Raw genomic sequence first — 21,818 nt, 5'->3', positions numbered from 1 at the left:
GGAGAGGGTGCTTCCGCAATGGGATAGTCTCCTAGAGGAGAAAGCCCTCACCCGCGCCGACGGCGCGACCTCTCCCGCAAGCGGGAGAGGTTGCACCGAGCCTGCCGCAATCGATTTGACCTAAACCCATTCCCGCCTAGCAATGGCTGTCGCGCACCTGCTCGAGCCCCTCGCTCGCAAGAGGCGCGGTGAACGTGACCTGCTCGGCCCGCGGTTCAGACGGCTCCACATTTTGAAGCTTTGCCTCAGCGTGGTCTTCGCGATGTTCCAGTTCCATTACAGCATCCTCTAGAATTGCTGCAGGACAACATCGAGGCCGCCTCCTGGTTCCTCAGACGGGACGATGATGCGGCCTGAACAGCCGTCCCTTCTCGACCACCAGCACGATCGCGACCGCGGCGAGGGTGGACAGGAAGAAGCCGATCGAGAAGGGCAGCAGCGTGCCGTCGAAGCTCTGCCCGATCGCCATGCCGACCACGATTCCGATCAGCGTGGTGATCGAACCGTAGAGCGAGGAGGCGGTGCCGGCGATGTGGCCCTGTGGCTCCATCGCGAGCGCGGTGAAGTTGGCGACCATCATGCCGAACGAGAACATCATCAGGGCGGAGAGCACCATGAACAGGGCGAGTGGCAGCACGCCGAGGCATTCCGTCAGGAGCATCACGCCGGCCACGAATGTGTAGAGCATCAGCGCGCCGTGGGAGATCACGCGCATGCCGAGCCGGCCGACCAGCCTCGCATTGAGGAAGCCGGCGATGGCGGTGCCGGCGGCGATCGCGGCGAAAGCGAGCGGGAAATATCGGCCGAGATGATAGATGCCGGTGAAGACCTGCTGGGCGCAGAAGACATAGGCGAACAGCGCGCCGATGACGCTGCCGGCCGCCGTGGCATAGCCGATGGTCTGGCGATGGGTCACGGTCTGCCGGAACGCCGAGAGCACGTCCGCGGGCGCCAGCGATCGGCGCTCGGACTGGGGGAGGGTTTCAGGTAGCCGCAGCACGCACCATGCGAGTGCGAGCAAGCCGTAGAGCATCAGCACCACGAAGATGCCGCGCCACGCCGTCACCAGCAGCACCGCCTGTCCGAACGAGGGGGCGACCACGGGCACCGCGATGAACACCATCATGGCGAGCGACATCACGCTCGCCATGCGGCGGCCGACATAGCAGTCGCGCACGATCGACGTCGCGATCACGCGCGTCGCCGAGGTGCCGAGCCCCTGGAGCGCACGTGCCAGCAACAGCGTCTCGAACGAGGGCGCGGCGACCGCCAGCACGCTCGCCACCGCATAGACCGCCATGCCGCCGAGCAGCACCGGCCGGCGTCCGAAACGGTCCGACAGCGGACCCATCACGAACTGGCCGGCGCCGAATCCGATCAGGAAGGTCGAGAGCACGAGTTGAAGATGGTTCTCGACGGGGATCTTGAAGGCGGCGCCGATGTTCGGCAGCGCCGGCAGCATCATGTCCATGGCGAGCGGATTCAGCGCCATGATGGACGCGATCACGATGACGAATTCCGGAAAACCCATCGGGCGGTGTCCCGCGGACACCCAATCGTCGGCATTGACGTCAGACAAGAAGCTTACCCCTGCAATCGAAGGACTTATCTATCCCTGATGCTGCGTTGCACAACCCATGTTTCGGGATGGCTGGCAGGCGGAGCAGGGGCGATCAAGACCTGGTGAGGCCCCCGCTGCCGGCCTGATGGTCATGCTCGACCGATCGCGGCGCGCATGGAAGCGCTTTCCGAAACCGCGTCAACGAGGGTAGGGCCCGGCAACCAGGGATTCACCATAAGATCGCGCATGGCCCGCCGGGGAGATGAATCGGCAACACGTCCTGTCCATTGTGGCCGGACCGGCTGCCGCAACGGCGCCGGGAGAAGCCAGGCCAAGCAGGGTATCGCCCGTGTCCGACATGTCCGGTGCAGCACGATGGTTGGCGCCTGCGGCGAGTGCCGGCAAGCGCAACGCCTGGCTTGCCTGCCTGATCGCGCTGACGGCGCTGCTGGCGCTCGGCAATCTCGCCAACGATGCCTCGCTCGACCTGCCATATGGCTGGGACGTCCGGGTCAATTGCGCAGCCGTCGGTGCGCATGCCGAAGGGCTCGATCCCTACTTCGTCAAGAACCTGAAGGGCACAAATTATTCTTACCCCTATCTGCCTGTGACGCTGGACGTTTTCCGTCCCCTCTGCGCGGGCGGTGTTCTGGTCGATCATTACAGAAGCATCTATTTCGTCCTCGCCGTGCTCTGCGGGTTGCTTCTGCCCGGCCTCGGCCGGACGCGTCCCAGCGCGCGCGATGCTGGCTTGAAAGTGCTCTGCGCGCTTGGCGCGTTCGTCGGTTTCGAATTTGTGCTGGCGTCGGGGAATTTTGCGCTGCTGAGCGGTGTGCTGACCGCGATCGCGCTGAAGCTCGTGCTACGTCCGCTCGCGTCCGGACGAGATCCGAGTTTTTCCTTGCACCTTGGCGGCGCTGCGCTGCTCGGCCTCGTGACCTCGTTCAAGCTGGTGTTCTTCCCGGTGCTGGCGGCGCTCTATTTCCTGCCGCTGCCGCGCGGCCGCAAGCTAGCCCTGATCGCGGTGGGCGCGGTCGCCTTCGCGTTGCCGGTCACAGTGTCGCGGCTGCTGCATCCCGATCTGTTCGCGAGCTGGCTGCTCGCGATCGCAGGACAGATTCCTGGCCAGCATGCCGTCGGTCTCGTGGAGACCAATCCGTCGCTCTTGCTGCTGGCGCGCGACCTCATGGCCCAGGCCGGCTTCGGCGACAGCAAGCCGGCGATGTTGGCGGCCTATGCGCTCGCGGCACTCGCGCTGGTGCTCGTGCCGTTCGCGCAGTGCGTCCTGCGCGCGGCCGCGAGCGGATCGGCGCGGGGATGGACATCGCTCCCGACCGAGCTCGATCGCTGGCTGATGGATCACCCCCGCACGGCCATGCGCATCACGGTGCTCGCCATGTTCGCGCTCTATCTCTGCTCGCCGCGTCTGAAGGAATATGCCTTCTTCGAGCTCGCGCTCTATGCCGCGATCCTCATCGTCGATCTTCCGCCCCTGGCGCTCGCCGCCATCCTCGGCGTCGGCCTCGCCTTGCCGGCACTGGTCTCGCTTCTGGGAGCGCCGATCGAGGGCACCTTCATCCTCCTCGCCTCCGCGCTGATCTGCTTCTGGATCCTGCTGCTCGATTTCCGCGCGGAGCCGAAGCGCCTCGAGCAGGGATGAGCCAATCGATGGTGCGGGCAGCCGGGGTCGAACCGGCACAGCGCTTGCGCACCGAGGGATTTTAAGTCCCTTGCGTCTACCAATTCCGCCATGCCCGCTTGATCCAACGAGATCAAACACTTAAGTCCGTTCCGGCGGTCTGGAATTGGCGCGTTCGCAGCCGAAAGGACGGTTCTTCCTTAAGCGAGCCGGGCGCACAAGGCAAAGCCTCAATCCGGACATCTGTTGCTGCTTTAGGCATTCTCAATCCACGGGGGCTATTCATCCGGCATGGCTGCTTCGTTTTCCTCTTCGCTGCGCGGCGTTGGCGCGCTGTTCGCGCTGCTTGCGGCTGGCCTTGCGCTGTCCGGCTGCGCCAGCGTGAGCGAGACGATCGCGCCGGCCTTCGCCGATCCCGCCAAATACGAATTGTACGATTGCAAGCAGCTGGAGACCGAGCGCAAGGGGCTCGCAAAGCGCACTGACGATCTGCGGGCGCTGATGCAGAAGGCCGAGACCGGGACCGGCGGGGCGGTCGTGTCCGAGCTCGCTTATCGCAACGACTATGTCGCCGTGCGCGGGCAGGCCCAAATGGCCGAGGACGCCTGGCGCCGCAACAGATGCCGGGAGTCGCCGCCTGAGGAGCCGCCGCCTCCGGCATCGCCCGCGGCCGCCGCCAAGCCCGCATCAAAATCCGGCAAGGCCGCCCGCTGAGGCGTCCTGCCGCGCGGTTCGCATCAGGGTCGCCAGCCGTAGATCCAGTCCTGCCGCGCCAGCATGCGCTCCGGGCCGAGCGCGCGGATCGCAAGATCGCGTGCGAGCGCGAGTGGCCCGCTGAGATGATAGATGCGGCCCTGCTGCCGCGCGGTCCGCTGCACCCGCCGCACCCGCGCCTGGCGCGCACGGCCGTATTGCGTCAGCGCGGCGGCAACCTCTTTGCTGCTCTCGGCGGCCTCGAGGCTCAAATGCCGGGCGAGCACGGCGGCATCCTCGATCGCCATGCCGGCGCCTTGCGCTGCGAACGGCAGCATCGCGTGCACGGCATCGCCGAGCAGCGCCACCGAACCCTTGCTCCAGGGGCAGCCTTCGGGGACGCCGAACAGCGCCCATTTGCGCCAGCTGTCGACCGCGGCGAGCATCATCCGCGCCGCCGGCGGCCAGCGTGGGCCGGCAAAGGCGTCCATCGCCTCGCTGACATCGCCTTGCGTGCTCCAGCCCGGCCGGTTCCAGGTGCCCGGCAGCACCGCGACCACGTTGATCTGGCGCCCGCCCGCGATCGGATAGGCCACCAGATGGGCGTTCGGCCCCATCCAGAGCTGCACCCGGCGCGCGGTATAGTCCTTCGGCAGTTGCGTGGCATCGAGCGTGCCGCGCCAGGCGATCAGGCCGGAGAAGCGCGGCTGCACCTCGGGAAACAGATGCTGGCGCACCGTCGACCAGATGCCATCGGCGCCGATCAGCGCGCTGGCGAGATCGCTGCGGCGGATCGTGCCGCTGCGATGGACCACCGTCAGGCCCTTGGCATGGGGCGCCACATCCTCGAACGTCGCGCCCAGCTTCAGGTCGATGTCGGGATGGTCGGCAACGGCGCCGGCGAGGGCCGATTGCAGGTCGGCACGGTGCACCACCCAATAGGGCGCGCCGGCGCGCAGCGAGGCGGCTTCGCCGAGCGGCATGCGCAGCAGCTCGCCGCCGGCGCGCGCGCTCATGATCGAAACCGCCTCCGGGGTGACGGCGCGAAGCTTGAGGCGTTCGGTCAGGCCGAGCTCGACCAGCACGCGGCTGGCATTGGGGGAGAGCTGCAGGCCGGCGCCGACTTCCTCGAGGCGTTCGGCCTTTTCCAGCACGACGATGCGGAAGCCGCGCGCGGCGAGCGCGAGTGCGGCCGTCAGGCCACCGATGCCGGCACCGGCGATGACAATCGTTCGGGAGAGCGCCACCCCTTAACCGGTGGACGCGGTCAGGCCACCTTGTCCTTCAGCACGCATTCCGGCGGGCGGGCTTCGCCCGCCTTCAGGTCGGCCGCGAAGCGGTACAGCGTCGAGCAATAGGGGCAGATGATCTCGTTGTCGTTGCCAAGGTCGAGGAAGACGTGCGGATGGTCGAACGGAGGGTTGGCGCCCACGCACATGAACTCTTGCGAGCCGATCTCGATGACGGGGACACCGGCATCGTTATGAAAGTGCGGGACGACATGGTCGGACATCGTAGTTCATCCTGGAGTGGCAGAGGCGGCAGACACAATCAACGACTGACGCGGCATCTTTGAGGCGCCGCGGACCATACTGGCGGGTGCAGATGATTGCTAGTCCAATGGAACCGAAAAGCTCCGCAAGCGCCCCATGCTCATTGGCTCATGCAAATTCGACACAATCTTGCGGCCTGAGAGAAGCCCTTCTTTCGTCGGGGACGTTGTGTCGCAATTTTGGCATACTATCTCTGTGGTTGCGTGAAATCGGGACGAAAGGCGTATCGTTCCGCGCGGGCATCCAAGGGCATCCGGGCTTTTCCACATGAAGTGGTTTCGAATCAGTACGGCGTTGGCGGGAGTGGCCGCGTGCGGCTTCATGCTTGCGCAGGTGGCGCCGCATGCCCGCGAGGCCGGCGCGATCCTGGCCGCCCAGGACGATCCGGCCTCACTCTCCGAGCTGAAGCTCGATGCAGTCCTGCGGCACAACGACCGCCTGGTTCAGGACAATATCGAGGCCGCGCTCGCCGCCGGCGATGCCGATCTCGCCGACAGTTTCGTGGCGCTGGCGCGTGACCGCAACATCGCGCTTCCCGACGATCTCCTGAGCCGCGTCGGCGACGCCGTGAAAGCCGAGAATTCGACCTCGCATTTCGCCAAGCGCTTCGCCACCGGTCTCGTCACCGGCAACGCGGACGATGTCGCGAGCCTGTCCGGGACCGTGGCCGGCGATCTCTTCGTGTTCGGCGACATCAGGGACGTGGTGCGCGAGGGCAAGCACCTCGCCATGGGCGAGGACACCGACCGCCTCGTGCTCTCTCTTGCGGCGGCCGGCCTTGCGGTGACGGCGGCAACCTACGTCTCCGTCGGCGGTGCCGCGCCGGTGCGCGCCGGGCTGACGCTGGTGAAGGATGCGCGCAAGCTCGGACGGCTCGGCGAGGGGCTCGCCGCATGGGCCGGCCGGTCCGCGCGCGAGGTCGTCGACACGCCGATGCTCCGGAACGCAGTGGCATCAGGCTCGGTGCTGCGCCCTGGCCAGACCGTGAGCGCGATCAAGGCCGCGTTCCGCGCAGAGAAGGCCGGTGCGCTGGTCCGGCTCGGCAAGGACGTCACGCGCGTCGCCGGAAAGACCGGCACGCGGGGCGCCATGGATACGCTGCGCATCGCCGAAGGCCCGAAGGACGTCGCCCGCGCGGCGCGGCTTGCGGAAGCGCAAGGCGGCAAGACGCGTGCGATCATCAAGCTGCTCGGCCGTGGCGCGCTGCTGCTCGTCGGCGGCGCGTTCGATCTGGCGCTCTGGCTGTTTGGCGCGGTCGTGACCCTGTTCGGCCTGCTCTCCTCCATCAAGGCGACGACCGAGCGCCTGACCCAGGCCTGGTGCGATCGCAGGCGAGCGCGGCGGCTTCGCCGCGCGCAGATCGCCGCCGAAGCTGCGCTGGAAGCTGCGGCTCTCAAGGCCTAAAGCGGACGAAATTGCGGTCAATCGTCGGCGCACTCCGGGTCCTTGTTTGAGCATGATCTCCGCGCAAGCGCGCTCCGCGTTTGTCGCGCGGAAAAACCGCTGCACATCTGTCCGGATCGTGCTCTAAGATCGGCCATTCCCCTCCAGACCTCACGGAACTGATGATGCCGAGCTTTCATAACGGCGCCGTTGAAATTGCCTATCTCGACGAAGGCGAGGGCGATCCGATCATCCTGGTGCACGGCTTTGCCTCCAGCAAGAACGTGAACTGGGTCTATCCGACCTGGGTTTCGGAACTGCGCAAGAACGGCCGGCGCGTGATTGCGCTCGACAATCGCGGCCACGGCGAGAGCGCAAAGCTCTACGAGCCCGCGCAATACTCCATTCCCGTGATGGCCGGCGACGTGCTCGCGCTGATGGATCATCTCGCCATCCCGCAGGCCGACATCATGGGCTATTCGATGGGCGGGCGGATGACGGCCTGGCTCTCCCTCAACGAGCCGCAGCGCCTGCGCTCGGCGATCCTCGGCGGCATCGGCATCGGCGGCCTGATCGAGGGCAGCGGCCCCGGCGAGAACGTGGCGAAGGCGCTGGAGGCGCCCGCGCTGGACGACGTCACCGATCCCGTCGGCCGCACGTTTCGCGCGTTCGCCGACCAGACCCGCTCCGACCGCCGCGCGCTCGCCGCCTGCCTCCGCGGCACGCGCGATCTCATGACCCGCGAGGAAGCCGCGCGCATCGACGTGCCGGTGCTGATCGCCGTCGGCTCGACCGATGACGTCGCAGGAAGCGCCAGCGCGCTCGGCGCCATCATCCCCGGCGCGGAAGTGCTGGACATTCCGAACCGCGACCACATGCGTGCGGTCGGCGACAAGGTCTACAAGACCGGCGTGCTGGAGTTTTTGGCGCGGCGGGGGTGAGGCGGCAAAGCTGCTTCACGCTGCCTCGTCGCTGAACACGGCGGGAAGCGTCTTGAGGAACGAGATGACGCGCTGCGTGCGCAGGGGCGGGCGGCGGTCGGAGGTGCGCACCATCCATAGCGGTTCCTTAGGTGCGCGCCAGGGCGCCAGCACTTCGACCAGCCGGCCGGTGCGAAGGTCTTCGCTGACGAGCCACGCTGGCCCCCAGCCGATCCCAAACCCATTCGCGATCAAAGCGAGCGAAGCATGCGCGTCGTCGCAAATGTGCTTGGGCTTGGGCGTGACGCGCATGGGTCCTTTGCCGCGCGGGTCGGCGAAGCGCCAGGTCAGGATCTGACCGCTCGCGGGATTGCGGAAGCCGACGTGGTCGTGCGCGGAAAGCTCAAAGGGAGTGGCCGGCGCGCCGCGCGCCTTCAGATAGGCGGGCGAAGCGCAAGCGATCCAGGAGAACGTGCAAAGCCGCCGGGCCTGATGGCCGGGCGCGCGGTCGAGGGGCCCTGAGCGGATCGCGACGTCGACGCCTTCCGCCGCGAGATCGAGAATCTCGTTGCGGAATTTGACCTCGATCTCGAGCTCCGGTCGTTCCCGCAGGAACGCGGGCAGCCGCGGCAGGATGCAGGCGCGCGCGAACGAAGCGGGGGCGGTCACGCGCACCCGTCCGCCATCGTCGCGCGCGACTTCGCCGAGCGCAGATTGGACACGGGCGAGACTTTCAACCAAGGCGCGTCCCGCCGCCATCAGCCGGTCGCCCTCCTCGGTCAGAGCCAACGAATGGGTGGAGCGATGCAAAAGCCGCAACCCGTGAGCCTTTTCGAAGCGGGCAACCGCCTTGGACATCGCCGAGGTGGTCGTCCCCGCCCGCCGCGCGGCTTCGGCGAAGGAGCCCGCCTCGACTACGCGGACGAAGGCGAGGAGACGCGAGAGATCGGGAGGCAAGGTCGTTGTGGACATGTAGTCCACATAGCCATGGCCGGGCGATCACTACAAGAGACATTCCCGAACGGCTAATTCAGGAAGCGTCAGCGCGCATTCTGCGGCGCTTAAAACGCGGGAAGTCCCATGAACCCCATCGAGATCACCCTGCAAGCCCTTGACGCCGCCGAGCGCGCGATTCCACCCGGCCAGCCGGTTTATATGCTCAATCTGCTGCGCTACCGCGCGCAGGCGCGTTACGAGGACGGCTTCGACGCCGCGCCCTGCTCGGGCCGCGAGGCTTTTCATGAACGCTACAGGCCGGCATTCCGGCGTCTTGCGGCCGGCAAGCCGCTCGCGCGGATGTTTTCCGGGCCGGTCCTCACGAGCCTCGTCGGCGCGTCAGGCGAACGCTGGGACGAAGCGGCGATCAATGAATACGGCGATTTCGCCACCTTCCGTTCGATCGTCGACACCGAGGCTTACCGGCGCGAAGCCGCCCCGCATCGGCACGCGGCGCTCGAGGATTTCCGGCTGTTCGCGCTCGCCAAGGAGATGTGAAAAATTGCGGATGAATTACGGTGACGGTGCAGCGATCACATGCGTGCGGTCGGCGGCAAGGTCTACAAGACCGGCGTGCTGGAGTTCTTGTCACGGCGCGGGTGAGGCCATGTTGCCTGAGTTGCCCAAGCGCTTCGACGTCCTCGCCCAGTATCTTTTACGTTGTAGACGCTAGCTGCTCGAACGTGCCGACCTGCGCCCAAAGGATCAGTTGCGATCCTTCCGCATTTTTGTCTTGAGATCATCCGTCAGGTGGCGAACGAAAAAATCAATCACTCGTTTTCGGCTGTCGGCCGTGGCGTCGGGGCTGTAGGCGAGCGTGTGTCCTCTGTATTTGAAGGGACGGTCGCGCTGTTGATCGAAGCCATGATGTGCGTTCGGATACTCGACCACGTCAAATTCGGCGCCGGCCACCCACTTGATGTTCTTGGCTCGCAGGCAGCCGTCTGGCAACGTCCAGTCGTCATTCCCGGCAACGAAGATCAACAGCGGCGATTGTATCGCGAAGTTCGGGCTGAATGCGTGGCACTCCGGGTAATAGGCCGCCGCGGCTCTAAATCGGGCTTCGGCTGTCCCCCTGGCGATCTCGATCGCTGCGCTACCTCCGCTGCTCAAGCCGAGCGCAAACAGATTGTCCTTGCTGACTTTCGGGTTCCTCTCCAGAAAAGCCTTCGCGTTAAAGGCATCGTCCTTTCGAAAGCGGGATGCCTCCAGTCCACAACCCTTTCCTCCGCCGAGATTCCGCGGCCCGAAACTATCAAGAATGAATGCGCCAAAGCCGGCCGCTTGCAGGTTCTTCGCGTGCGCCTGAAGGGTCGCCACGCCAAACCGGTCGAGCCCGCCACAGGGATGCATCAAGACGACCACGGGAAAAGGCCCGGGCCCTGGAGGAAGCGACAAGGTGCCAGTCAGAATTGCGGTCCGCTCGGAAGGAGAGACAACGCTCTCGAACGAGAGCGTTTCAGCCTCGAGCCGGGTCGACAATAGGACCGTCAACGCGGCCGCAATGGTGCAGGCGACACGATGCATAGATTTTCCCCCTTTTGAATCCAAACAGCGCGGTTGTTACCGCCGCACAGGGCAGGCGGCAGTCCAGTCGATCCGAGCGACGTAACCGCGCGGCGTTTCTCCATGGAAATACGACCTCGACGAAGCGGAAGCTGCTAATGCCGATGGCGGCCGCCTGGTTGGCGAACGTCCTCGCCCGCATCGCCAGGTCCCCAACGCCGCGCCGCCGCCATCAGCGCCACGAACGTCGCAACCCACACCATGCGCGCGCCGTAGCGGTCGTGGGGCCCTGAGATCACGCCGCAGATGAAGGCGTTGCCGAGCAGCGCCAGCGTCACCGTTCCAGCCAGCAGCGTCAGATCGTCCAGCCGGCGGGTCGCCAGCGCTTGGGCAAGCAGCGCGACCAGCGCCAGCATCGAGGCCAGCGCGACCGGGACATGCAGCCAGTTCACGTAATCGAAATTGATACCCCAGTTCTGCTGCCGCGCCGCGCGCATCGGCGCGGCCTGTGCGGGGATGTAGCGCTCGATGATGCCGCGGGTGTGGGGAATCCAGCCGTTGGTGCCTTCGCCGGTCGCCACATGCAGCAATTGCTGCCCCATCGCGCGGAGCGCCGCGCCGGCCTGCCAGGCCGGATAATCCTTCAGCGACTGCACGACGATGGTGCCCATCTCCTCGTTCATGCCTGCGAAACGGCCGAGCGTGTTGAACATGCTCTTGCCCCACAGGAACTCGTCGGCGCTCGCCGGCAGCTCGTTGCGGTAAGGGCAGAGCTTGTAGTGTTCGCGCGGGCAATGGTCGTTGAGATATTGCGCGACGATGCCGTCCTGCATCATGCGGCCGAAGGCGACGCCGTAACCGCCGGGCGTCCAGGCCAGCTTGCCGGACAGCGCATAATTCGCCGACACCAGCATCAGGCCGCCCGCGACGATGGCGAGACTCGCCTGCGTCAATCCGGCGAGCGGCAGCCGCCCGCCCACGAACGGCCGCATCATCCAGCCGGCGGCGCACAGCCCCAGCAACACGCCGAGCGTGGCGCTGTGGGTCGCCACGGCAAAGGCGGTGAAGATGAACAGCGAAATCTTCTCGAGCGACGAGGTGCGGCTTGCGCCGACCACCAGCAGGAACAGCGACAGCACGGCGAGCCCGGCAAAGATGTCGGTGAGCAGCATGCTCGCAAGCCAGGGCAGCGCGGTCGACAGCATCAGGCAGAAGCTGATCGCGACGAAGCGGAAGGTCTGCATCAAACCAAGCACGCGAAGCGTGAGCTGCAGCAGCCACAGCGTCGCCAGCGACTGGACCGCGAGGTTGATCCAGAAGCCAAAACCCTCGCCATAGTGCAGGTAGAGGCCGAACACCGTGGAGCGGCTGGGGACGAGGTAGCCCTCGTACCAGCGCGCCAGATAGCCGCCGGTATCCCATTGCAACAGCGGATAGCCGTTCCAGACCGCCGGCGCGATCATCAGGAGGGGCAAGAGAAGTGGCAAGGCCACCGCCGCCAGCCGCAGCCAAAACGTGCCAGCTGCGCGCGCGCGCAATTGATCGGTGGTGATGCTCAAATCAGCTCCCGCCCTCGCATTCGGACCAATCACCGCAATAACGGCTCAAAGAGAATTCACCAATAGTTTGAAGCCGCCCGGCTTGAATTTGGCGAAACTCTGACCACTTTGAGCCGACCTTGTCGCGTGGGGCGTCACAAGAAACTGTTATGTTTCAAGGCCTTGGCATGCCCAATGGGGCAAGGTGCTGTTCACTCTCAGGCAAGCCCGTCAGGACTTTCTCGTCTAGACTGTGCTATACAGAGAGCAAAAGACGCCCATTCGTAGAGCAAAATTCCAAAGAGAAAATCCATGGCAGTGCATCAGGTCAATCCGGGAGGAAAGCTCGCATCGCTCGATCCGATCTGGGACCGGATCCGCGGCGAAGCGGAGGACATCGTCCGACGCGAGCCCGAGCTTGCGACCTTCATCTATTCGGCGGTGCTGCATCACGGCCGCCTCGAAGATTCGGTGGTCCACCGCGTCGCCGACCGGCTCGATCATTCCGCGCTGTCGGGAGATCTCGTGCGCCAGGCCTATTCCGAGGCGCTGCGCGACGACCCTGATCTCGGCAACGCCTTCCGCGCCGATCTCGTTGCCGTCTACGACCGCGATCCCGCGACCTCGCGCTTCATCGATCCCTTGCTCTACTTCAAGGGCTTTCATGCCATCCAGACCCATCGCCTCGCGCACTGGCTGTATCTGAAGGGCCGCAAGGATTTCGCCTATTACCTTCAGAGCCGGTCGTCGGCGGTGTTCCAGACCGACATCAATCCCGCCGCGCGCATCGGCCGCGGCATCTTCCTCGACCACGCCACCGGCTTCGTCTGCGGCGAGACGGCTGTGATCGAAGACGACGTCTCGATCCTGCACGGCGTCACGCTCGGCGGCACCGGCAAGGAAAACGAGGATCGTCACCCGAAGATTCGCCACGGCGTGCTGATCGGGGCCGGCGCAAAAATCCTCGGCAATATCGAGATCGGCCATTGCGCGCGGATCGCCGCCGGTTCGGTCGTGGTCAAGCCGGTGCCGCACAATGTCACGGTCGCGGGCGTGCCGGCCAAGATCGTCGGCGAGGCCGGCTGCGCCGAGCCGTCGCGCACCATGGACCAGATGATCAACGCGATGGGGCTCTGAGCGGGCTTTTGACGCTGCGAAGGGCGGGATTTTCCGGCCCTTTTCGTCCCAAATTTCTTTGACAATTCGTGCTGGCGGTTCGCCGCATCTCGTCCTAAAACCCGCCGACCATTTTCGATCGGAGACTTGCCGTGGACGTCAAAGAAGTCAGAAAGTTGGATGCGTATCTGAAGCGCGTATTCGGCAATCCCAAGATCCGCGTCGTGCCGCGGCCGAAGAAGGACGATTCCGCCGAAGTCTATATCGGCGAGGAGTTCATCGGCGTGCTCTTCGTCGACGACGAGGACGACGATCGCTCGTTCCAGTTCCAGATGGCGATCCTCGAGGACGACCTGGTGGACCAGGAGTAGATGCGGCGTCGCGCCCCCGCTTGGGTCTCGCGAAGGCCTCTCAGTCGCACACTTCTACTAGTTGTGATGCCGAATTGGCCTTAATGTCTCGGACTATCCGACATCCGGATTTCACCGGACGACAGCCCGCGTTGTTACAGACCATTTGTCCAGATGCAGACGGCTTCGCGGGTGCAGCTTCGGTCTGCTTCCGCTCCGCATCTCGCTTCTTGGCGTCCTCGCGGGCCGCGACCGGCTTCTTGTCCTGCATCTTCTCGCATTCATTGTCGTCATTGACGCGATAGCCTGCGCGGCAGGTGATCTTCACGCAAGCGTCGCCATCAGCCTTGAACCCGTGGTCGCACACCAGCGGGCAGACCCGGCCCGGCTTGGCCTTGACCGCATCGAGCGCGTCGAAGCTCGCGAGCTTGGCGTCGAATTTCGTGCCGGCATATTTGTTGAAGAGCGTCAGCGAGCGCTGCGATGACGCATTCCAGTCGCCGTCCGCCGGTGTCGCCAGACAGCCGACGCGGCGCAGCTCTGACTGCACCAGTTTGGTAGTCTCCAGCGGCGAGAGAGTGGGCGGCGATTGAGTCGGAGCCACGGCCGCGACCTTCTGCTCACCGTCACGCTGAGCCTTCTCCGCCGCCTGTTTTGCGGCTAGCTCGGATGCTGCCTTTTCGCTGGCCATCTTCTCGGTGAGCGCCTTTTCGGCAGCCTGCTTGTCGGCCAAGGCTTTGGCGACAGCCGCTTCTGCGTCCTTCCTGCGCTGCTCGGCAGCAGCTGCCTTGGCTTCCTCGACCTGCTTGGCCTTCTCCGCCGCAGCCTTGGCGTCCTCAGCCGCCTTCGCGGCCGCAGCGGCTTTCTCCTGCTCGGCCTTCTTGGCGCGGTCGGACGCCAGCTTTGCCTTCTCGTCCTCGGCCTGTCTGGCCTTCTCCGCAGCGGCGGCGCGGGTTTCTTCGGCGGCAATCTTGTTCAACTGACCCTTGGCGAGATCGGCATAGAAACCGCTGGGAAAGCTAGCGAGGAAGGCGGTCCAGCCGTCACGCGTACCAAGCTGAAGCGCCAGCTCATAATCACGACGTACGGTGTCCTGTGGATTGGCTTGAGGGCCGGTGACGATTGGCTTGGCCGGAACCAGGGCCACGTCGTCGCCGCCGAGCGAGCCGTAGACAAACGGCTCCTGCTTGTTGCCGGTGGTCTTGAGCACATCATCGCGAACGAATCGAAAGGCCTTGCCGAGGTCGAGCCCCGGCGTCGGCAGGCGGTCGACCAGAGCCGTGGCAAACGGGCTGTTCTTCGCATCACCATCCGAGGCAGTCGAGCCCGCCTTGGCCGCGAAGGCAACCATCGTGTTCGGGCTGGTCGGCTCGACCTTGGCGAGCCCGCGGCCGACGGCACGCGAAGCGATGGTACGCTTCATCGTCTTGGCGAAGGGATTGTCGCGGCAGGCGTCCAGGATGACGAGGCGCAGCTGCTTGGCCGGCTCGACCGCAAACAGCACCCGGTCGAGCGGGAACGCCTCGTCGAGAACGTCGGTGTCGGTCTCTAGCGCGGCATCGGTCGGGATCAGATAATTGGTGCCGTCAAGCTCGATGCCATGGCCGGCGTAGTAGACGACTGCAACGTCCGCATCTCGGACCTTGCTGCCGAACTCGCGCAATGCCTTGCGCATGTCGACGACGCTCAGGTCGAGCTTGATGTCGACGGTATCGAACCCGGCCTTCCTGAACATGCCACCGACCAGGGCGGCATCGTTAGCGGGGTTCGCCAGCCTCGCCACGTTCGTGTAGGCCGAGTTGCCCATGACGAGCGCGACGCGCTTCTCGGCCAGCGCCGGTCCGGCTCCGACCCAGATCGCAACAATCAACAAAGCAAACAGCCGAAGCCGCATTCCAGCCCCCGAATGCAATAGCGTCAGATTATTCGCAGGATGGCCAAATGCAATCCGCGTTCAGTGATATCAATCACACATCCATGCGGCCATCCGGGCAAACCCCGGTGCCGGTGAAAGACGCCGGCCCCCCTAGTGGGCCACCGCATCGTGGCATCATGCCCTGTTTTGCCCCGACAGGTCAATCATTATTCGAAAAATACGAAAAAGCTCGATGCTGCCCACGCTTGGCTACTGTGCATGGGGTTGTTTTCGATTTTTTGTTTTGGAGGCTCCAGCCGGCCCCGCTCAGCCCCGCGGCCCGCGCAGCTGCGCCGTCAACCTGTCCATCGCCTCCGCCACGTCGCGCCATTGCGACAGCCAGCTTCGTGGAAAGCGGAAGGTGAGGTCGGCGCCGCCGACGCGGCGCTCGGCGAGGCACATGCCCGGGGTGGCCGCATCGCGTGTGCAGCGCGTGGTCAGCGCGGGGCTTGCTGCGGAATAGAGGTCCTCGCTGCCGTAGGGCGTGTCGGTGCGGAACATCCGCATCGTCAGGCCGTCCGCAGGCATCACTGCTGCCTGGTCGAGATAGCGCGGATAGATCGTCGTCGTTCGCTGCTCGGGCGAGAGCGCATCGTGATGGGCCGCGATCGACAGGAAGATGCGGTCGATCGATTGCAGCGCCGCTTCCGCCGTGTCGGAGGTGACGTGCTTGGGCGCGCCGGGCGGCTCCAGCGAAGGATAGAGGAAGTCGAGATCGATGCGTTCCTGCGGCCCCGAGTGCCGCTGGATCTTCATCCGGATCGCGGTGACCGGCAAGTTGAACAACGTGCCGCCGACGCTCACCGGCAGCTTGTCCGGGGCATTCGCGCCGCCGCTGCCCCAGGTCGGCCACAACAGATAGGCGACGAGCGCGACCGCACACGCCGCGGCAGCACCGCCGAGCACGATCGGGACGACGTGCGCCCGGGTGCGCGTGCGAGGGGACCTGAGGGAAGCTGCCGAGAACAAGGTCATGAATTGCGCAAGGTCGACCGGAGGTCGGCCGATGGCCGACGAATCAGCGGCGAATATGCCATGCGACGGCGATTTCGCGGAGCGTTCCCGGCTGCGGGAAGCGGGGACGGCCCCTGCGCGGGCCGGCCGGCCGCGTTAACCTTTCCTTAAGGATAATGTAGCGTTAAGGCGCACTCTTTGTCACAGGAAGGCACGCGCGTTGCGTAAGGGCGGAGCAGTTCCGATGACACCTGAAGCTCTCAACACCTTCTTCTCGATCTGCATCGGTTTCGCGCTCGCGGGCGCGCTCGTGAACGGATATCAGGCGCTTGCGCAGCGGCCCGCCGGTTTCGGCCTGCTGCAGGACGGCGTGGCGCCGAAAACCTTCGCGGCGGTTCCGTTCCTGGTGTTCGCCGCGCCCTTCATCATCATGCGCAACACGCTGCGCGGCATGCGGGTGGAAAGCCGCCGCGTCGAGTTCGTGATGATGGCAACCCTCATCGCCGGGTTCTGGAGCATGATGAGCGGCACCTTCTTCCTGATGACGCTGCGCGCCGCCGGCCTTCTGGCCTGATGCCCGCGCGCTCGAGCGCGGCCGGCCCTTTGCGTCGGGGCGGCCGTTTGGCTATGCCAGTCGTCAACGCGACAGGAGACCCCCATGGCCATCTACGAGCTCGACGGGCAGGCGCCCGACCTTCCCGCCGACGGCAATTATTTCATCGCCGAAACCGCGACCGTGATCGGCCGGGTGCGCCTGAAGCCGGGCGCGAGCGTCTGGTTCGGCGCGGTGCTGCGCGGCGACAATGAGTGGATCGAGATCGGCGAGGGCGCCAACGTGCAGGACGGCTCGACCTGCCACACCGATCTCGGCTTTCCGCTTGTCATCGGCAGGAACTGCACCGTCGGCCACAACGTCATCCTGCACGGCTGCACCATCGAGGAGGGCGCGCTGATCGGCATGGGCTCGATCGTGATGAACGGCGCGAAGATCGGCCGCAACAGCATCGTCGGTGCCGGCTCCGTCATCACCGAGGGCAAGGAGTTCCCCGAGCGCTCGCTGATCATCGGCTCGCCCGCGCGCGTGATCCGCACCCTCGACGACGCGCAGGTGCAGAAGATGGGGAGTGCGGCGAGGTTCTATGTGGCCAACGGTCCGCGCTTCAAGCAGGGCCTGAAGCGGATCGGCTGATCAGCTGCCTTCGGATTGGCGCGCTTCGATCGCGCCTGCCACCTTTTCGTGGCCGGCGGCCCAGAGCGCGTGCTCGTCGCTGCCGTCGCGATAGGGATTGGCCTCAGCCGGAATGTCTTCGCGCGCGGCGCGTTCGCCCTCTGCAAATGGATCGCGATCGGTCATCGTGACTGCTCCTGCGACGTCAAGCTGATGTGACGGCGTTTGTTCCGGAACAGGTCTTCGCGGCGACCGTTGACTGGCAAAGGAGATTTCCGATGGCCAGGTCGTGCGCTTCGATCAAGACCGCGCTTCTGATCCTCGCACTCGCGGCGATGCCGGCCGCGTCATTCGCGCAAACGGCGGGCGGGTCTGCCGGATCGAGCGGAGCCTCGATGGGGTCGACGGGAGGCTCGGTGGGATCGACCGGAGGTATCGCCAATTCGCCAGCATCGCCGCCTGGCACCAACAGCCTGGGGACGGCGCAATCTTCCGGGCCCGGCTCTGGAGTCACGACCGGCAGTGGCGCAGGTGGCGGCGGGGTTGATGCCGCCGTCAACGCCGAGAACCGCCAGCTCGACAGGAAATTGAAGAGCATCTGCCGCGGCTGCTGACGCTCGCGCGGAAGTGAGACAGTGTGGCTGTCACGAATGATCGCCTGACGTTAGCTTGGTCCTGCGTTGAAGCGTGGAGCGTGTCCACGCACAGGAATCGAGTGATGTTACGCAGGATGATGAAAGCGGCGCTGGCCGTTGCAGTGATCGGCTTGTCAGCGCCGCAGGCGGCCGAGGCGCGAGGATTCGGACACGGTGGCTGGGGTCATGGTGGCGGTTGGGGCCATCGCGGCCACTGGCATGGCGGCGGCTTCTGGCCTGGCGTGGCGATCGGAGCAGGCGTCGCCGGTGCCGGCCTGTACAGCGGCTATTACGGATAGGGCTACGGCTATCCGTATTACGCCGTACCCGACGACTATGGCCCCGCCTACAACGATGGCTACGGCGGCTGCTATGTCGCGCGGAAGCGTGTCATGACGCCATCGGGATGGCGCTACCGCCGGGTCGACGTCTGCGAGTGAGGCGGAATAGCTGTTAAAAAACAAGGCCGTTGACGCAGTATACCGTCAACGACCTTGCCAGCCCCGGATATTGAAATCGGCTCACGCCATCCGGTGATTGCGAGCATCGCGCGGAATCACACCGGCGAATGTGATCCAGTTCACAACTGGCTAAAATAAAGTTCCCGCCTTGTGATCGGCTCAGCCGCGCGAGCGCTTGCGCGCGCTGGCCTGGACGCGGTGCCGTGCCGGTTTCCTGCGGGTGACCGATGGCGTCTCGACCTCGGTCGCCCGTGCACTGGCAAAGGACTGCCGCAGGCCGTCGATGGACTCGTTCAAGGCTGTGACCTGCTCGGACAGACGCTTGGTGTCGGCCTGTTGCGCCGCCATCAGCCGCTTCATCGTCTGGAGCTGGTCCTGCACCACCTGAAGCTGGTCGATCGATTCCTGCTGGGTCGCTTCCAGCCCCTTGGTCTTCTCGACCAGCTGCTCGGAGGCCTGGGCGGTGCGGGCCTGAAGCTGCCGCGAGGCCACCACCCGGTCGGACTCGGGGGCGGTGCCGGAATAGGCTCGCCAGATCGCGATCGAGGTCACGCCGGCGATCAGCAGGAGAAGGGCGGCGGCGGTCAGCGCGATCGGCTGGGCGCCGAGGCGAAGGAGGGGGTTGGACGGCGTGTCCTCGGCGAGATCGATCATCGCTGACAAAACCCAAATTGAAACTTGGTGAGTGGCGAAGACCGGCAACCCAGAGGGGTCACCGGGGCGTCCCGAAAGCCTTACGTTTCGGCAAGGAATGGGACCAAAAAGAGGCTGAGCGCAAAAAAACCAGTGTTCAGCGAGCCTTGCCGGCGCCGAACGATACGGATCAAGGCTGAAATTGCGAAAACGGCCCGGAATAGCTCTTCGTGCGCGGGGCCGCATAGGGGCCGAGGCGGGACGTCGTCAGTCCCAGCCGCACCAGTGATTCCGCCAGCGTCACCGCGGCGGCGACGCCATCGACCACGGGCAGGCCGTGCGCGGCGGCGAGCTCGCCCGCGAGATCGGCCATGCCGGCGCAGCCGAGCACGATGGCCTCTGCCCGGTCGTCACGGATCGCGGCGGTGATCTCCGCCGAGATCTTGCCGAGCGCCTCAGCGTTGCGCGCCTCGAGCGCCAGCACCGGGACCTCGGCGGCACGGACGCGGGCGCAGCGTTCGGCCAGGCCGTACTTCCGCAGATTGTGCTCGATCGGAACGATGGAGACGCCGAGCGTGGTCACCACGGCAAAGCGCGCGGCGATCAGGCTCGCGAGGTGGAAGCCGGCCTCGCCGATACCGATCACCGGTGCCTTGGCGGCGGCACGCGCGGCATCCAAGCCGGTGTCGTCGAAGCAGGCGATGATGTGCGCGTCCGCGCCGTCGCGATCGGCCTCGCGGATGCAGCCGAGCATGCCCGGTACCGCAAAAGCTTCGTCGTAAAACCCCTCGATCGAGACCGGGCCCATCGCCGGCTGACGCGCATCGATCACGGTGTCGGCGAGGGCAACGCTGCGCGCGGCAGCGGCGATCTTCGCCGTCATCGACGCCGTTGTGTTGGGATTCACGACGTGAAGCCGCATCAGGTCAGACGAGTCCCTTCTCAGACGAGGCCTTCTCAGACAAGTCCCTTGCCGGCATCCGAGCCCTTGGCCGCCTGCCGCTTGTTGAGCATGTGGATGGTGCCGAGCGCAAGCGTGATGACCGTGAACGAGACCGCCGAGATCACGGTGCCGAGCGCGTAGATGTCGGGATTGGTCACGGTGGTGGTGAGGCCCTGCAGATCGAGCGGCAACGTGTTCACCGCGCCGATCGCCTGGCTGGAGCGCGCGAGCTCGTCCCAGGACAGCGTGAAGCCGAACAGGCCGATGCCGATCACCGAGGGCAGGATGATCGGCAGCACGACGTGACGAAAGGTCTGCCACGGTGTCGCGCCGAGATCGCGCGCGGCTTCTTCCAGCCGCGGATCGAAGCGGTTGAAGATCGCGAACATGATGAGCAGCCCGAACGGCAGCGTCCAGGTCAGGTGCGCGCCGAGCCCGGACGTGAGCAGGCCCATCGACGTCTCGAAATTCTCGTTCCAATGCGCCTTGATCAGGTCGTCGATGATGCGGAACTCGAGCGAGATGCCGAGCGAGGTGATGATCGAGGGCACGATGAGGCTGGCGATCGCCGAGTAGAACAGGATGCTCTGTGCCTTGAACTTGCGGCGGAACGCCATGCCGGCGGCGACCGACAGCACGACGGTGACGATCATCACGATGATGCCGAGCAGCAGCGAGCGGCGGAAGGCGGCGCCGAGATCGACGATGCCGGTGCCCTGGAACAGCTTTGCGATCCAGAACGTCGACACGCCGTTCATCGGGAAGGTGAGGCCGCCCTGCGGCCCCTGGAACGACAGCACGTAGATCGCGATCATCGGCCCGTAGAGAAACAGCACATAGGCCGCGAAGAAGATCGCGAGCACGTAGAACGAGCGCGGGCGTCCTTCCTTCATGCTCTAGAGCTCCTTCTTGATGTCGACGATGCGCGACATCATGGTGATGATCAGGAAGGTGATCGCGAGCAGGATCACGGCGTTGGCCGCGGCGGCGGGGAACTGCAGCGCGTTGACCCGGGTCTCGATGATCTTGCCGGCGGCGGCGATCTGCTGGCCGCCCATCACGCCGATGGTGATGAAGTCGCCCATCACGATGGTGATGACGAAGATCGAGCCGATCACGATGCCGGGCTTGGCGAGCGGAATGATGACGTTGACGAGGGTCTGGAGACCGGTGGCGCCGGCGTCATAGGCGGCCTCGATCAGCGACTTGTCGATGCGCACCATCGAGTTGAAGATCGGCACCACCATGAAGAAGGTGAAGAGGTGCACCAGCGCCAGCACCACCGAGAATTCGGAGAACAGCAGCCATTCCAGCGGATGATTGATCAAGCCGGTCTTGACCAGACCGGAATTGACGAGTCCGTTGCGGCCGAGCAGCGGGATCCAGGCGATCATGCGGATCACGTTGGAGGTCCAGAACGGGATCGTGCAGAGCAGCGACAAGCCCATCTGCCAGGTCTTGGACTTGACGTGGAAGGCGAGGAAGTAGGCGACCCAGAAGCCGACGAAGAGAGTGATGGCCCAGACCATGAAGCAGAGCTTCAGCGTCATCAGATAGGTCTTGCCGATGGTGCAGAGGTCGGGAAGCTGCGCGATGCAGCCCTCGAACGTGTCGGTGTAGCCGCGGCCGGAGAAAGCCGGCAGCAGCTGGTATTCGTTGTAGTCCCAGAACGAGACGATGACGACGAAGACGAGCGGAATGAGGAAGAAGGCGAGAAACACCAGCATCATCGGCCCGGCCTGGAGCCAGGAGATGAAGGACGGCGACAGGCGCGTCGGCTTTGCGGCGCGCGCTGTGCCCGACCCCGGGATCAAGCCCGGGGTAGCCTGTTGCAGGACTTCTTCCGACATGTCC

Annotated in this window: 24 protein-coding genes, 1 tRNA gene and 1 pseudogene; 11 read left to right on the top strand and 15 right to left on the bottom strand. The window is 65.2% G+C overall.

Translation table 11 applies throughout. The features are described from left to right. Nucleotides 1-136: 136 nt before the first annotated feature. Both AB7M16_RS06315 and AB7M16_RS06310 read right to left on the bottom strand, forming a co-directional pair. Nucleotides 137-277 carry a hypothetical protein gene (locus AB7M16_RS06315; RefSeq protein WP_172783065.1) on the bottom strand — a complete coding sequence of 47 codons (141 nt, stop codon included), beginning with the start codon at nt 275-277 and terminating at the stop codon, nt 137-139. 54 nt (nt 278-331) lie between these two features. Continuing rightward, nucleotides 332-1,579 (bottom strand): multidrug effflux MFS transporter, encoded by a 1,248-nt coding sequence (locus AB7M16_RS06310; RefSeq protein ID WP_212258107.1) that lies wholly within the window; start codon nt 1,577-1,579, stop codon nt 332-334. 340 nt (nt 1,580-1,919) lie between these two features. Here AB7M16_RS06310 and AB7M16_RS06305 point away from each other — a divergent pair, with 340 nt between their 5' ends. Beyond that, nucleotides 1,920-3,221 carry a hypothetical protein gene (locus AB7M16_RS06305; protein WP_453947136.1) on the top strand — a complete coding sequence of 434 codons (1,302 nt, stop codon included), beginning with the start codon at nt 1,920-1,922 and terminating at the stop codon, nt 3,219-3,221. 9 nt (nt 3,222-3,230) lie between these two features. On the opposite strand, the gene AB7M16_RS06300 is transcribed toward AB7M16_RS06305, so the two are convergent. Then, a tRNA-Leu gene (locus AB7M16_RS06300) sits at nt 3,231-3,319 on the bottom strand. 172 nt (nt 3,320-3,491) lie between these two features. Here AB7M16_RS06300 and AB7M16_RS06295 point away from each other — a divergent pair. Then, nucleotides 3,492-3,914, top strand: a complete 423-nt coding sequence (locus AB7M16_RS06295; protein ID WP_453943400.1) for a twin-arginine translocation pathway signal — start codon at nt 3,492-3,494, stop codon at nt 3,912-3,914. Nucleotides 3,915-3,937: 23 nt separating this feature from the next. Here AB7M16_RS06295 and AB7M16_RS06290 read toward each other — a convergent pair whose 3' ends face one another. Then, complete coding sequence (locus AB7M16_RS06290) at nt 3,938-5,140, bottom strand: FAD-dependent monooxygenase (protein WP_453943399.1); 1,203 nt, start codon at nt 5,138-5,140, stop codon at nt 3,938-3,940. A gap of 20 nt (nt 5,141-5,160) precedes the next feature. Further along, nucleotides 5,161-5,406: a zinc-finger domain-containing protein gene (locus AB7M16_RS06285; RefSeq protein WP_007602543.1), complete on the bottom strand. Its 246-nt coding sequence runs from the start codon at nt 5,404-5,406 to the stop codon at nt 5,161-5,163. A 307-nt stretch (nt 5,407-5,713) separates the two neighbouring features. Between AB7M16_RS06285 and AB7M16_RS06280 the strand changes: the two genes are divergently transcribed. After that, complete coding sequence (locus AB7M16_RS06280; protein WP_172783069.1) at nt 5,714-6,850, top strand: hypothetical protein; 1,137 nt, start codon at nt 5,714-5,716, stop codon at nt 6,848-6,850. A gap of 164 nt (nt 6,851-7,014) precedes the next feature. Beyond that, on the top strand, nt 7,015-7,770 hold the full coding sequence (locus AB7M16_RS06275; protein WP_453943398.1) for an alpha/beta fold hydrolase: 756 nt from the start codon (nt 7,015-7,017) through the stop codon (nt 7,768-7,770). A 15-nt stretch (nt 7,771-7,785) separates the two neighbouring features. On the opposite strand, the gene AB7M16_RS06270 is transcribed toward AB7M16_RS06275, so the two are convergent. Beyond that, on the bottom strand, nt 7,786-8,721 hold the full coding sequence (locus AB7M16_RS06270; RefSeq protein WP_453943397.1) for a LysR family transcriptional regulator: 936 nt from the start codon (nt 8,719-8,721) through the stop codon (nt 7,786-7,788). A gap of 108 nt (nt 8,722-8,829) precedes the next feature. On the opposite strand from AB7M16_RS06270, the gene AB7M16_RS06265 reads away from it, so the two are divergent. After that, entirely contained in the window at nt 8,830-9,243 is a 414-nt protein-coding gene (locus AB7M16_RS06265) for a hypothetical protein (protein WP_212258113.1), read from the top strand. 207 nt (nt 9,244-9,450) lie between these two features. On the opposite strand, the gene AB7M16_RS06260 is transcribed toward AB7M16_RS06265, so the two are convergent. Both AB7M16_RS06260 and AB7M16_RS06255 read right to left on the bottom strand, forming a co-directional pair. Further along, on the bottom strand, nt 9,451-10,272 hold the full coding sequence (locus AB7M16_RS06260) for a dienelactone hydrolase family protein (RefSeq protein ID WP_453943396.1): 822 nt from the start codon (nt 10,270-10,272) through the stop codon (nt 9,451-9,453). Between the two features lie 134 nt (nt 10,273-10,406). Next, nucleotides 10,407-11,810 (bottom strand): hypothetical protein, encoded by a 1,404-nt coding sequence (locus tag AB7M16_RS06255; protein WP_453943395.1) that lies wholly within the window; start codon nt 11,808-11,810, stop codon nt 10,407-10,409. Nucleotides 11,811-12,101: 291 nt separating this feature from the next. Here AB7M16_RS06255 and cysE point away from each other — a divergent pair, with 291 nt between their 5' ends. Both cysE and AB7M16_RS06245 read left to right on the top strand, forming a co-directional pair. Next, nucleotides 12,102-12,926 carry a serine O-acetyltransferase gene (gene cysE / locus AB7M16_RS06250; RefSeq protein ID WP_172783075.1) on the top strand — a complete coding sequence of 275 codons (825 nt, stop codon included), beginning with the start codon at nt 12,102-12,104 and terminating at the stop codon, nt 12,924-12,926. 131 nt (nt 12,927-13,057) lie between these two features. Beyond that, complete coding sequence (locus AB7M16_RS06245; RefSeq protein WP_007602550.1) at nt 13,058-13,276, top strand: DUF3126 family protein; 219 nt, start codon at nt 13,058-13,060, stop codon at nt 13,274-13,276. A gap of 40 nt (nt 13,277-13,316) precedes the next feature. On the opposite strand, the gene AB7M16_RS06240 is transcribed toward AB7M16_RS06245, so the two are convergent. Next, entirely contained in the window at nt 13,317-15,149 is a 1,833-nt protein-coding gene (locus AB7M16_RS06240) for a caspase family protein (RefSeq protein WP_453943394.1), read from the bottom strand. Nucleotides 15,150-15,437: 288 nt separating this feature from the next. Beyond that, nucleotides 15,438-16,145, bottom strand: a complete 708-nt coding sequence (locus tag AB7M16_RS06235) for a hypothetical protein (protein WP_453943393.1) — start codon at nt 16,143-16,145, stop codon at nt 15,438-15,440. A 223-nt stretch (nt 16,146-16,368) separates the two neighbouring features. Between AB7M16_RS06235 and AB7M16_RS06230 the strand changes: the two genes are divergently transcribed. Both AB7M16_RS06230 and AB7M16_RS06225 read left to right on the top strand, forming a co-directional pair. Continuing rightward, nucleotides 16,369-16,698, top strand: a complete 330-nt coding sequence (locus AB7M16_RS06230; protein WP_212258119.1) for a DUF6949 family protein — start codon at nt 16,369-16,371, stop codon at nt 16,696-16,698. A gap of 84 nt (nt 16,699-16,782) precedes the next feature. Next, the gene (locus tag AB7M16_RS06225) at nt 16,783-17,313 is read left to right on the top strand and encodes a gamma carbonic anhydrase family protein (protein ID WP_260379792.1); all 531 of its coding nucleotides are present in this window, start codon (nt 16,783-16,785) and stop codon (nt 17,311-17,313) included. Here the strand turns inward: AB7M16_RS06225 and AB7M16_RS06220 are convergent, their stop codons facing one another. After that, nucleotides 17,314-17,478: a hypothetical protein gene (locus tag AB7M16_RS06220; RefSeq protein WP_212258121.1), complete on the bottom strand. Its 165-nt coding sequence runs from the start codon at nt 17,476-17,478 to the stop codon at nt 17,314-17,316. It lies immediately after the preceding gene. Between the two features lie 92 nt (nt 17,479-17,570). On the opposite strand from AB7M16_RS06220, the gene AB7M16_RS06215 reads away from it, so the two are divergent. Then, nucleotides 17,571-17,906: a hypothetical protein gene (locus AB7M16_RS06215; protein ID WP_453943392.1), complete on the top strand. Its 336-nt coding sequence runs from the start codon at nt 17,571-17,573 to the stop codon at nt 17,904-17,906. A 104-nt stretch (nt 17,907-18,010) separates the two neighbouring features. Then, a pseudogene (locus tag AB7M16_RS06210) lies at nt 18,011-18,367 on the top strand (hypothetical protein). A 180-nt stretch (nt 18,368-18,547) separates the two neighbouring features. On the opposite strand, the gene AB7M16_RS06205 reads toward AB7M16_RS06210, so the two are convergent. From AB7M16_RS06205 to AB7M16_RS06190, 4 genes are all read right to left on the bottom strand, one after another. Continuing rightward, a complete protein-coding gene (locus tag AB7M16_RS06205; RefSeq protein WP_453943391.1) occupies nt 18,548-19,042 on the bottom strand; it encodes a hypothetical protein in 495 nt (164 codons plus the stop codon). 169 nt (nt 19,043-19,211) lie between these two features. After that, the gene (locus AB7M16_RS06200; protein WP_172783084.1) at nt 19,212-19,943 is read right to left on the bottom strand and encodes an aspartate/glutamate racemase family protein; all 732 of its coding nucleotides are present in this window, start codon (nt 19,941-19,943) and stop codon (nt 19,212-19,214) included. Nucleotides 19,944-19,978: 35 nt separating this feature from the next. Then, nucleotides 19,979-20,857: an ABC transporter permease gene (locus AB7M16_RS06195; RefSeq protein ID WP_157333548.1), complete on the bottom strand. Its 879-nt coding sequence runs from the start codon at nt 20,855-20,857 to the stop codon at nt 19,979-19,981. A gap of 3 nt (nt 20,858-20,860) precedes the next feature. Continuing rightward, the gene (locus AB7M16_RS06190; protein WP_453943390.1) at nt 20,861-21,814 is read right to left on the bottom strand and encodes an ABC transporter permease; all 954 of its coding nucleotides are present in this window, start codon (nt 21,812-21,814) and stop codon (nt 20,861-20,863) included. Between the last annotated feature and the right edge of the window lie 4 nt (nt 21,815-21,818).

The organism is Bradyrhizobium sp. USDA 372, from assembly GCF_053629095.1.
Note: the sequence above shows the minus strand (reverse complement) of the source record. Positions and strands in the feature narration are given on the sequence as shown.